This is a genomic window from Brevundimonas sp. (assembly GCF_041648055.1).
Taxonomy (GTDB): domain Bacteria; phylum Pseudomonadota; class Alphaproteobacteria; order Caulobacterales; family Caulobacteraceae; genus Brevundimonas.
Genome location: NZ_JBAZPS010000009.1, coordinates 29,833 through 41,514, shown reverse-complemented (window position 1 = coordinate 41,514; position 11,682 = coordinate 29,833). Strand labels below are relative to the sequence as shown.

Annotated in this window: 10 protein-coding genes; 6 read left to right on the top strand and 4 right to left on the bottom strand. The window is 61.6% G+C overall.

Annotation, left to right across the window (positions count from 1 at the left end; genetic code table 11):
- Positions 1–2: 2 nt before the first annotated feature.
- Together WC585_RS14095 and WC585_RS14090 are read right to left on the bottom strand one after the other, a co-directional pair.
- Positions 3–845 carry a Hachiman antiphage defense system protein HamA gene (locus WC585_RS14095; RefSeq protein WP_373258552.1) on the bottom strand — a complete coding sequence of 281 codons (843 nt, stop codon included), beginning with the start codon at positions 843–845 and terminating at the stop codon, positions 3–5.
- A 621-nt stretch (positions 846–1,466) separates the two neighbouring features.
- Positions 1,467–2,402 (bottom strand): LysR substrate-binding domain-containing protein, encoded by a 936-nt coding sequence (locus WC585_RS14090; protein ID WP_373258551.1) that lies wholly within the window; start codon positions 2,400–2,402, stop codon positions 1,467–1,469.
- A 113-nt stretch (positions 2,403–2,515) separates the two neighbouring features.
- On the opposite strand from WC585_RS14090, the gene WC585_RS14085 reads away from it, so the two are divergent.
- From WC585_RS14085 to WC585_RS14060, 6 genes are all read left to right on the top strand, one after another.
- Positions 2,516–3,310, top strand: a complete 795-nt coding sequence (locus WC585_RS14085) for a type 1 glutamine amidotransferase domain-containing protein (RefSeq protein WP_373258550.1) — start codon at positions 2,516–2,518, stop codon at positions 3,308–3,310.
- 71 nt (positions 3,311–3,381) lie between these two features.
- On the top strand, positions 3,382–3,678 hold the full coding sequence (locus WC585_RS14080) for a putative quinol monooxygenase (RefSeq protein WP_373258549.1): 297 nt from the start codon (positions 3,382–3,384) through the stop codon (positions 3,676–3,678).
- Between the two features lie 206 nt (positions 3,679–3,884).
- Positions 3,885–4,625 (top strand): SDR family oxidoreductase, encoded by a 741-nt coding sequence (locus WC585_RS14075; RefSeq protein WP_373258548.1) that lies wholly within the window; start codon positions 3,885–3,887, stop codon positions 4,623–4,625.
- Positions 4,626–4,736: 111 nt separating this feature from the next.
- The gene (locus tag WC585_RS14070) at positions 4,737–5,030 is read left to right on the top strand and encodes a putative quinol monooxygenase (RefSeq protein ID WP_184274111.1); all 294 of its coding nucleotides are present in this window, start codon (positions 4,737–4,739) and stop codon (positions 5,028–5,030) included.
- 457 nt (positions 5,031–5,487) lie between these two features.
- Complete coding sequence (locus WC585_RS14065) at positions 5,488–6,627, top strand: glutathione-independent formaldehyde dehydrogenase (protein WP_373258547.1); 1,140 nt, start codon at positions 5,488–5,490, stop codon at positions 6,625–6,627.
- Positions 6,628–6,836: 209 nt separating this feature from the next.
- Entirely contained in the window at positions 6,837–7,226 is a 390-nt protein-coding gene (locus WC585_RS14060) for a DJ-1/PfpI family protein (protein WP_373258611.1), read from the top strand.
- A 258-nt stretch (positions 7,227–7,484) separates the two neighbouring features.
- On the opposite strand, the gene WC585_RS14055 is transcribed toward WC585_RS14060, so the two are convergent.
- Both WC585_RS14055 and WC585_RS14050 read right to left on the bottom strand, forming a co-directional pair.
- Positions 7,485–10,076 (bottom strand): excinuclease ABC subunit A, encoded by a 2,592-nt coding sequence (locus WC585_RS14055; protein ID WP_373258610.1) that lies wholly within the window; start codon positions 10,074–10,076, stop codon positions 7,485–7,487.
- Positions 10,077–10,536: 460 nt separating this feature from the next.
- On the bottom strand, positions 10,537–11,646 hold the full coding sequence (locus tag WC585_RS14050; protein ID WP_373258546.1) for an S-(hydroxymethyl)glutathione dehydrogenase/class III alcohol dehydrogenase: 1,110 nt from the start codon (positions 11,644–11,646) through the stop codon (positions 10,537–10,539).
- Positions 11,647–11,682 lie beyond the last annotated feature (36 nt).

Genomic DNA, 11,682 nt, shown 5'->3' with positions numbered 1-11,682 from the left:
GGTTAGGCCTCATCCGCCGCTCTCTCGTAGAGCGCGTGCACGAGCGCCATGAGCGAAGGCCCTTTGATGACCATTAGAGAAAGGTTGGCCGCGTTCGGATGCAGGGAAGCATCCACTTTTGTCAGGTCGGTCGCGGCGAACACGTCGTCGTCCATGATGGCCGCCGCTCCATTGCGACGAGCAAACGGGCGCGCCGTCTCATCTTGAAAACGTTGAACGATTTTTTGGCCGGTTTCGTCTCCATCCTTGCGCAGCCGCTGCTTGAAGGCGTTAAGCGACACCGCTTCACGCAGCTTGTCCTTTCCGGAATCATCGACGGCGTCTTGAAGCCTGTTCTTCTTGCTGAGTGTCATCCCTGACTTCGCTTCGAACAGGTACAGTTCGTCAGCTGGAAGATGACCTACATCAGGATCATGACTGAACCCGATAATGTCGGCACCCTTAGTCGGATCGTTCGGGTTGAATCGCCCATCGTAGCGAATATGGGCCGGTGACCAGTGTCCCAGCACGTATCGCAGATAGTCCGCGATGAGGATTTCTCCGAAGTCGCCGGACCGTACACTTGGGCCGGGTTTCTCGAGGCTAGGCAGCTTCATCTCTCTCAGAAACTCAGCTTTTGTCTTGCCGGTCCCTTGAGTGAGAGCTTCAAGGTCCTCATCGCTGCAATAGTGACGACGGAAATGACTGGCCCAGTCCGAAAGGATTGCTGCGTCGTCGACGTGCTGAAGCTCCCACACTGGGATCGCTTTCCCGCATGCTGTCGGGACGATGGTGCCGGAATCCACCAGCCAGCTTAGGTGTTTAGGGGTGGTCAGCGGAGCCTCGGCGGTGTCTTCGCCTCGCAATTAGCTTGGCCGTTCTCAACGGTAGTCGGAAGCGAGCCAGCGATCCAGAGCTCAATCGGGCAACCTTGGGTTTGGTCATGATCGTGGGATCACCGATGTCTCGGCCGGCCCCATGGCGCGACAGGGACAGCAGACTGCTTCCTACGATTGCATCGCCTTAGCGAGTTATGACGTGACCCCCGTTTCTCATTGAGGGGCGGACTCTAGCTATTCCTGGAGGAGTTTCAGGGGGTCACGTCATCTGCGAACTGGCACTGGCGGCCGGCTTCAGCACCATCGAGCTAACCAATGGCTATGTGCCGTGGGAGGGTTCGGTCGAGGACTTGATCGAAGTGTGCCGCGCGCACGCAACTGGCACCCCGGCCTAAGGAAGTGGTCGGCTGGCCTTGGGTCAGCCGACCACTTCCCGCTCGGAAGTCACCACGATCGACCAGACGATGCACTAAATGTACGAACTCGACTCGCGTGTTCGAGACTGTCGCTGGCCTTTGCCCCAGGCTTCCGCCCAGGAGCTGCGAGAAGCTGCACGTGATCACGCGAAAGACTAGCGGCGGGGTGCCCGCCCAGCCTTTAAGGGCGCTTACGGAAGTCAACCGGCGTCGCGCGGCCGACAGACGTCCATCACGCTGGCGACGGCATGGCTGTCGCTGCCGTCTTGCCCTTGAAGTCGGTGATGACCTCGCCGATCAGCGCCCGTAGCCAGCGGTGTGCGGGATCGTGCCGGTAACGGACGTGCCAGGCCATTTCCACGGGAAAGCTGCCGAGGTCGACCGGAGCCGGCAGGATCTTCAGCCGGGGGTCGTGCATCAGCCGCCTGCAGATGAGCGAGGGCAAGGTGGCGCAATAGTCGGTCACCGCCACCATCTCGGCTACCGCGAAGAAGTTTGTCACGGAGATCGCGACGTCGCGCTTCAGCTGCTGCTGCGCCAGCGCCTGGAACAGCCCGGCGCGCATCCGTCCGGGCGGCACGATGTTGACATGCTTCATCGTCTCGAACTGCTCGCGCGTCATGGCATCGCCGATGGCCGGATGGTCGGCGCGGACGGCGCAGGCGAGCCCTTCGTCCATCAGGTGCTGGACGACGAGGTTATCGGGCGGATCGACGATGCGGCCCAGCACGAGCGCCGTCGTGCCCGACACGACGCCTGTTTCCGCAAGATCGCTGCCGAAGGGCGTCAGGCGGAGCTTTATGCCGGGCGCGACCTTCTCCAGGCGCGCCAAGATAGCGGGGACGATGACGAACTCGACATAGCCGTTCGGCGCGATCGTGAACAGCCGTTCGGCGTGTGCGGGGTCGAAGGCCTGCTGACCGAGGACCGCGTCGTCGAGCTGCGCGAGTGCCTCGGCGATCAGCGGCGAAAGTTCAAGCGCGATCGGGGTCGGCTGGATGCCATAGCGTTCGCGGACGAACAGCTGGTCCTGAAGCATCTGTCGCAGACGCGACAGGGCGTTAGACAGGGCGGGCTGCGTCATGCCCATGCGCTCAGCAGCCCGGGTGACGCTGCGTTCCTCCATCAACGCGACGAAGATCGGCAGCAGGTTCAGATCGTAGCGCATCCAGTCATCCTGTTAGACGTATATCTGATATTAGAAAGATAAACTTCTGGAATATGTCAACGAGGCCCATTTCCCGTCCATCGGCGACGGACGCCGCGCACATGGAGGTTCAGATGAGCAAGGGTCAGGTTCTCGTTCTTGGGTCGAACGCGACACAACTCGGTCTGCGTGGCGGCGGTACCGCGACGGTCGGTCAGTATCTCAACGAGACGGCGGTCCCCGCGCTAGCTCTCCTCGACGCCGGCTATGATATTGTTCTCGCCACGCCCAATGGGGCCAAGCCGCACATCGACGCCGTCTCCGTTTCGGTTGATCATTTTGGCGGCGATGAGACGGCGTTCCAGCGTGCCAAGGACTTTTTTGCCAGCCACCCGGCGATGAACGACGTGCGTACGCTGAAATCGGTCGTCGAAGACGGCCTGGACGGCTTCGTTGGCGTGTTCGTGCCGGGAGGTCACGCGCCCGTCGTCGACCTGATGCTGGACCGCGATGCGGGCACGATCCTCCGTCACTTCCACGCGGCGGCCAAGCCGACCGCGCTCCTCTGCCACGGACCGGTGGTCGTTGTCGCAGCGCTCGAGGATGCTTCGGCCTTCTGCACGGCGCTGGAGGAAGGCGATGACGCCGGGGCGGCCGACCTGGCGCGAGACTGGATCTACGCGGGCTACCGCATGACCGTCTTCTCGGCGAACGAGGAGAAGATCGCTGAGGAGCAAGTGCTAAAGGGCGAGCTCTTCTTCGACATGGAAAAGGCGCTGCGGTCGGCCGGTGGCGACGTCTCGGTCACCGACAAGAACTTCGCTTCGAATGTCGTCGTGGACCGGGATCTGATCACGGGTCAGAATCCGGCGTCGGACCGGGCCATGGCCGACGCGTTGATCGAAGCCCTCGATCGCGCCGCTGCGTGAGTACCAGGATGACCGGCGGGGCGCTAAGGGTGCGCCCGCCCACGGATATAACCAAGACAAGGAACGGTGCCATGTCCGCCAACGTGAAGATCGTCGCCGTCCTCACCGCCCGTGCGGATACCGTCGACCGCCTGCGCGCTCTGCTCGACGCCATGCTAAAGCCGAGCCGTGCCGAACCGGGCAATTTGCGCTACGATCTCTGGCAGGACCAGAGCGATCCGAACCGTTTCGTGCTCGACGAGCTGTACGCGGACGCGGATGCAGTCGCCGCCCACCGTGCGACGCCCCACTTCCAGAACTACCTCTCTCAGATCGGCGATCTGGCCGAGCGCGCCGCGTTTGTCCTCAACCCCGTCTCGGCGACCTGAGGATGGTGCCAATGGGCAAGCCTGAAGAATGGGTGGGTTCGGCACGGCTTGTACCGGCGTTCGACACAGACGAGTTGCGGATTATCGGCCTGTTGGCACCTGCGCTTCGCGTGGTGCCTTTTGGGCCTCATTCATCCACGCGGCTACCGCTGAGGCGGAGCCGCGATCCGGCGAAAAATCAACAACTGACTTGAAGGAATACAGTCATGACCAAGGGTATCGAAGGCAAGGTCGTTCTCATTACCGGCGGCAGCACCGGCATCGGCGCGGAAACCGCGCGTCTTCTCGCGGAACGCGGCGCCAAGGTGGCCATCGCCGCGCGGCGCAAGGACAGGCTCGACGAGGTCGTCGCGGACATCGCCGCAACTGGCGGCACGGCACGTAGCTACGCGCTGGATGTGAGCGACAAATCGGCGGTCCAGTCCGTCGTCGCCGCAATCATTGCCGACTTCGGCCGCCTCGACGTGCTGATCAACAACGCCGGGCTGATGCCGATCCGTCCGATGGCCGAGGTCAACACCGACGAGTGGGACCAGATGATCGACGTCAATCTGAAGGGTACGCTCTACGGCATCGCGGCGGCCCTTCCCGGTTTTCTCGAGCAGGGCAGCGGTCACATCATCAACTTGAGCTCGGTTGCCGGCATCAAGGTCTTCGCACCGGGCGGCACGGTCTACTCCGGCACCAAGTTCGCCGTCAGCGCGATCAGCGAGGGCTTGCGCCACGAGGTGGGGGAAAAGGTCCGGGTCACGTCAATCGAGCCTGGAGCTGTCGAAAGCGATCTGAAGTTCACGACCTCTGGCGCGGCCGCCGAGACGGTGCTGGACTTCTACAAGCAGGCCATCCCGGCGGCATCGGTGGCGCGTGCTATCGCGTTCGCTGTCGAACAACCTGATGACGTCGACGTCAACGCGATCGTCATCCGGCCGACCGCACAGCAGTTCTGATTTCGACGAGGAGGCGGGGCCGCGTGTGCTCCGCCTCATGGGGAACGTACCGGCCCGCTCGTCCGTTACTTTGCCGAATAATATCTGTCCGTTTCACTTGAGGAGTCATTTATGTCCAAACTTGCCCTGTATGTACCACTGAAGGCCAAGCCCGGAAAAGAGCGCGATGTCGCCAATTTCCTGACCTCGGCATTGCCGCTCGTTCAAGCTGAGGCGGGCACTCTGACCTGGTATGCGATCGAGGAAGGTCCCGGTGCGTACGCGATCTTCGATACGTTCGACACAGAGGAGGATCGGCAGGCCCATCTTGACGGCAAGGTTGCCGCCGCACTGATGGACAAGGCAGAAGAACTGTTTTCTGAACCGCCGCAGATTCACAAGTTCACCCTGCTGGCCGCGAAATAGCGGAGCGGTCGGCACCCTAAGCTGCCGTCTGACTGCAGGGTAAGGCTCGTGTCTCCATCCGGAATGGATGGCCCGGTCGGATCGGGAAATGAATAAATGAATACGACAGGTCATCCGCGAAAGTGGATGGCCTTGTCTTTTGCGCTTATCACACTTCTGAATTTACTGAGAAGGTGCCGTTGATGTGTCCCGACGTAAGGGCACCATTGGTTCGCGGGAGATTATTAAGCACATCAATTCGGCGCGTTATTCGGCCGTTCTAGCCCAGTCATTCAGAAAACCGCCGTGAATCGATCCCAGGACGGCCCTACGGGAAGGAACCTCTCAGGTAGCAGAAGGTTCAGGAAACTGAGATCACTTGGAAGGGGGCGATGTCGTCCGCCGTTGCGATGGACCGGATCATCACCAAGCTCTCGATTTGATGACGCGTTGAGAAGAGCTGTGAAAGGAAAGATCCGTGAAAGCTGTCGTGTACAACGGGCCCAAAGATGTTTCTGTCAACACCATCGATGATCCCAAGATCGAAAAGCATACCGATGTTATCATCCGGCTGACCACGACCAATATCTGCGGGTCGGACCTTCACATGTATGAGGGCCGCACCAGCTTTGAGAAGGGCAAGGTCTTCGGTCACGAAAACCTTGGCGAGGTCGTCGAAGTCGGCGCTGCCGTAGATCGTATCAAGAAGGGCGATCGCGTGTGCATGCCGTTCAACGTCGGTTGCGGTTTCTGCGAAAATTGCGAACGCGGTTTGACGGGTTTTTGTCTCACGACCAACCCTGGAACCGCCGGCGCAGCGTATGGCTTTGCCGAGATGGGTCCGTGGCAAGGTGGTCAGGCCGAGTTCATGCGCGTTCCTTATGCGGACTTTAATTGCCTGAAACTGCCTGAGGACGCTGAGGAGAAGGAGGATGACTATGTCATGCTCTCCGACATCTTCCCGACGGGTTGGCATGGCGTCGAACTGTCAGGGTTCCTGCCTGGCGAAAGCATCGCGATCTACGGCGCCGGTCCGGTCGGTTTAATGGCCGCGCACTCAGCCGAAATCCGCGGTGCCGCTCAGATTTTCGTGGTCGATTCTCACGATGACCGCCTGAAACTGGCCGAGGCGATGGGCGCTATTCCGATCGACATGCGTAAGGGCGATCCCGCCCAGCAGATCCTTGACGCGACCGGCGGCCTCGGGACCGACCGGGGGGTCGAGGCGGTCGGGTATCAGTGTTGCGATCGCCACGGCAAGGAGCGCAGCAATTACACGATGAACTGCCTCGTCAAAAGCACGAAGGCCACCGGTGGAATCGGCGTCGTCGGCGTGTTCATCCCGGAAGACCCGAACGCGCCCGACGATCTCCAGAAGGAAGGCAAGATGGCGTTCGACTTCGGCAGCTTCTGGTTCAAGGGCCAGAAGATCGGCACCGGCCAGTGCAATGTAAAGCACTACAACCGGCGACTGATGAAGCTTATCGAGCAAGACCGGGCCAATCCTGCCCAAATCATCTCGCACCGACTGCCGCTCGATCAGGCGCCAGACGCCTACAAGCATTTCGATGCGCGCGATGATGGATGGACAAAGGTCGTGCTTAAGCCGACCGCCTGACTTTAGTCTTCTCCGAAATAGGGAATAAATGATGACGTTAGAGGGCAAATCAGTTGCCATTCTGATCGCACCCGCGGGACGGAAGAACCAGAGTTCTCGAAGCCCAAGCAAGCTGTCGAGGAGGCTGGCGGCAAAGTGACCGTGGTCAGTTTTGACCGGGCGAGGCTCACACGGTCAATAACGATCTCGACGAGGGCGGCAGCTATACTATCGACAGAGCATTTTCCGATGTCAGAGCCGACGATTTCGACGGACTAGTTGTGCCCGGAGGGACTGTCGGTGCCGACAAGCTGCGCGGCAGCGCCGAGGCAATTGACTTCATCCGGGCTTTTTTCGATCAGAAAAAACCGGTTGCCGCGATATGCCATGCACCCTGGACATTGATCGAGGCGGGCGTTTTTGAGGGTTGCACCTTGACGTCCTACCCGACGCTGAAGGTCGATATCGAGAACGCCGGCGCTACATGGGCCGATGAGGAAGTCGTGGTCGCCAACGGCCTTGTGACCAGCCGCGACCCCGATGATTTACCCGCCTTCTGTGGCAAGCTCGTTGAGCAAATCGCGGAAGGTGCGGGCGCTGGGCCTGCGGCCTCGAATTAATACGGGACGGTTTCGACGAACCATGTGAGGGCGCGCTCCCTAGTGAAGGTCCTCACAAACAGGCGTAGCGGATGGCCGACGATTGACTGTCCGCTACGCCTAGTATCAGACGAAAACGGCGCACTTCCGAGCACTCAATCCCCAAGCCGCGTCACCCGCGGTGACACCTCGCCGGCTCCCGTTTTCAGATTCGACCATTTCAGCGTGCGTACGGTGGAGATACGCCTCATCGAACGTGCGTCCGGCCAGGTTTACGACCTACAGCGCCGCTTTGAGATAGGGGGCGGTGAGACTGCCTTCTGCTTCCGCAACGACGCCAGGGACGCCGCTGGCAACGATACGGCCGCCATCTTCCCCAGCCCCCGGTCCCAGATCGATGACCCAGTCCACCTGCGTGATGGCGCGCATGTCATGTTCGACGACGACGACGGTATTGCCAGCGTCAACGAGGCCCTGCAGGTGTTGCATCAGCCGGTCGGCATCGGAGGGGTGAAGCCCCGAAGTGGGCTCGTCGAGGATGTAGATCGTGTTGCCGCGCTGGGCGCGTTGCAGTTCAGCCGCCAGCTTGATGCGCTGCGCCTCCCCGCCAGACAGCTCGGTCGCCGGCTGTCCGAGCCTCAGATAACCAAGACCGATCTCCCGCAACACGTCGAGGGAGCGCATCACAGATGCCTCGCCAGCGAAGAAATCGCACGCGTCGTCGACCGTCAGTTCGAGCACCTGGGCGATATTGCGCCCGTTCCATTCGACTTCGAGCGTTTGCGGGTTGTAGCGAGAGCCATGACAGGTCGAGCAGGGGGCAAAAACGCTCGGCAGGAACAGCAGCTCCACCATGACGTATCCCTCGCCCTCGCACACAGGGCAGCGGCCTTGCGCGACGTTGAACGAGAACCTTCCGGGGCTGTAGTGCCGCCGGCGGGCGAGCGGCGTATCAGCGAAGATCCGTCGCACATGGTCGAACATGCCGCTGTAGGTGGATAGGTTCGAGCGCGGCGTGCGGCCGATCGGTTTCTGATCGACCCGCACCAGCCTGCGAACATGCTCCATGCCTGCGACAATGCGTCCTTCAGTGTCGTTCTGTGCAACATCGAGCAGCGGATCGATATCCTCCTCCTCGGCCACGGGGGAGCCGCCGAGGTGTTCCGTGACGAGCTCGGGCAGCGCCTGACTGACAAGACTGGATTTGCCCGATCCCGAAACGCCGGTGACAGCGGTGAAGCAGCCGATGGGAAACTCGACGTCGAGACCATGGAGATTGTTCCGCCTGATCCCTTCCAGGCGTAGCCATGCCTTGGGATCGCGCGGTGTGCGCTCACTGCGGAGCGGCTCTGCGAACAGGTAGCGGCGGGTGATCGAAGTCTCGACGTCGGCAAGCCCCTCTATCGGCCCGCTGTAGAGGACTTCACCGCCCTTTTCCCCGGCTCCTGGCCCGACATCGACGAGCCATTCCGCGCGGCGGATCACGTCGAGATCATGTTCGACGACGAACAGGGAGTTGCCCGCCGCCTTGAGACGCTCGAGGATGGTGAGCAAGGCTTCGCCATCTGCCGGGTGCAACCCTGCCGAAGGCTCGTCAAGCACATAGACCACCCCGAAAAGCTGTGACGACAATTGGGTGGCAAGCCGCAAGCGCTGCAACTCTCCGGAGGAGAGCGTCGGCGTGCTGCGGTCGAGCGAAATGTAGCCAAGGCCAAGATCGATCAGCGCCTCGAGCCGCTCGATCAATTCGCAGGCAAGGCGTTGTGCGGCGATCCGCTTCTCGTCGGAGAGATTGGGCGTGCGGCGCACGTCGGGCGCGCTCTTGTGCGCAGAGCCGCCCGCGGCAACCCGTTGTTCGACCGCTGCTTCGCGGGCCGCTTTTTCCAGAACATGGCCCTTTGAGGTGTCGGAGACTGCCCCATACTCGCCATGCGCGACGGGCATCAGCAAGTCCTTCAGCTTGAGCACCGTCAGGTCGCCGAACTCGGCAATGTCGAGGCCGGCGAATTTGACCGACAGGGCTTCGCGCTTCAGGCGCTTGCCGTCGCAGGTCGGGCAATCGCGGCCGATGATATATTGCGAGACGCGCTTCTTCATCAGCGCGCTTTTCGTGTTGGCGAAGGTTTCCAGCACATAGCGGCGCGCGCCGGTGAAGGTGCCCTGGTAGCTCGGTTCCATGCGGCGCTTCAGCGCCACGCGGGTCTGTTCGGGCGTCAGACCCGCATAGACCGGCACCGTCGGCGCCTCTTCAGTGAAGAGGATCCAGTCGCGATCCTTTTTCGGCAGGTCGCGCCACGGCGTATCGACGTCATAGCCGAGTGACACGAGGATATCGCGCAGGTTCTGGCCATGCCATGCCGCCGGCCAGGCGGCGACTGCGCGTTCCCGGATCGTCAGCGTGTCGTCGGGCACCATCGTTTCTTCGGTCGCGTCATAGACGCGCCCGATGCCGTGACAGGTCGGGCAGGCCCCCGCGACCGTGTTGGGGGAGAAATCCTCCGCATAGAGCATCGGCTGATGGCGCGGATATTCGCCGACGCGCGAATAGAGCATCCGCACCAGGCTGGAGAGCGTCGTCACGCTGCCGACCGAGGATCGCGCGTTGGCCGAGCCGCGCTGCTGCTGCAACGCGACCGCAGGCGGCAAACCGTCGATCGCGTCGACCTCCGGCACGCCGGCCTGGTCGATCAGGCGACGGGCATAGGGCGCAACCGATTCCAGATAACGCCGCTGGGCTTCGGCATAAAGGGTGCCGAACGCGAGCGATGACTTGCCCGAGCCCGATATGCCGGTGAACACCACGAAGGCGTCGCGCGGTACATCGACGTCAATATTTTTGAGGTTATTCTGGCGCGCGCCGCGAACCTGCACGCAAGCGGGCGGCCCCGTATGCCCATGATCGGTGGCCGGCGTCGTCGCGTGAATATCCTTGCTCTTCAATTCAGTCTTCCTGCCCTATACGCCTGTGCGGCCCGTGGTTCATCACAGTCGGGTACAGATGAATGCATTTCCGACTCAATACATCCAACGGCCAGGCGGGCCCGATGTTCGGCACCTTTGAAATATTTTTCCAGCACTAGACAAAGGTTGCGACAAAACCATTTTCCCGTGGGTCGCGCGACGAGGCCACACACACTCCGGCGGTAAGCGCCTGGGCCAAGCGGCCCTGGTCCGTGCCGCTATCGGCATGTAACGACCGCACTTCGGCGCTTGTTACCGCATCGCGACGCGTTGCCCATTTGCCAGAGCGCGCGTCATCATGGCCGGGGTCGAGCCATGATGACGGCCGAGTTGTCGATCCGAGCGCCTCGCGCCGCTTCTGATCGACGGGTCAGTAGTGAATGACCGTGCGGATCGACTTGCCTTCGTGCATCAGTTCGAAGGCCTCGTTGATCTCCTCCAAACCCATCGTGTGGGTTACGAATGGGGCCAGATCGATATCGCCTCTCATCGCGTCCTCGACCATGCCGGGGAGCTGTGTCCGTCCCTTGACGCCACCGAAAGCGGACCCCTTCCATACGCGGCCCGTGACGAGCTGGAACGGGCGGGTGGAGATTTCCTCGCCCGCGCCGGCAACGCCAATCACGATCGACTGACCCCAGCCACGGTGCGCTGATTCAAGCGCGGCGCGCATGACGTGGACGTTGCCGATGCACTCGAAGGTATGATCGATGCCCCAGCCCGTCATCTCGATCAGCACTTGCTGGATGGGCTTGTCATGGTCCTTGGGGTTGATGCACTCGGTCGCACCGAACTGGCGTGCCAGCTCGAACTTGGACGGATTGGTGTCGATGGCGATGATGCGACCCGCCTTCGCCTGGCGCGCACCCTGAATCGCCGCGAGGCCGATGCCGCCGAGGCCGAACACGGCGACCGAGTCTCCGGGCTGGACCTTGGCGGTATTGTGGACTGCGCCGATGCCGGTCGTGACGCCGCAGCCGAGCAGGCAGACATGTTCGGGGTTTGCCTCGGGGTTGATCTTGGCGAGCGAGACTTCGGCGACGACAGTATATTCACTGAAGGTTGAACAGCCCATGTAATGATAGAGAGGCTGACCATTGTACGAAAAGCGGGTGGTCCCATCGGGCATCAAGCCCTTGCCCTGCGTCTCGCGGACAGCGACGCACAGGTTCGTCTTTCCCGACAGGCAGAAGTCGCACTTGCCGCACTCGGCGGTGTAGAGCGGAATCACGTGATCGCCCGGCCCGACGCTGGTGACGCCTTCACCGACCTCGACAACGATGCCCGCGCCCTCGTGGCCCAGAACCACCGGGAAAATACCCTCCGGATCACTCCCCGCCAGCGTGTACGCATCGGTGTGGCACACACCGGTGTGCGTCACCCGTATGAGGACTTCGCCTTTCCGGGGTGGGGCGACATCGATCTCGACGATTTCGAGTGGCTTGCCCGCCTCGAAGGCTACAGCGGCGCGAGATTTCATGTTGGGACACCCTCATGAGTTAAACTTATTGCTGGT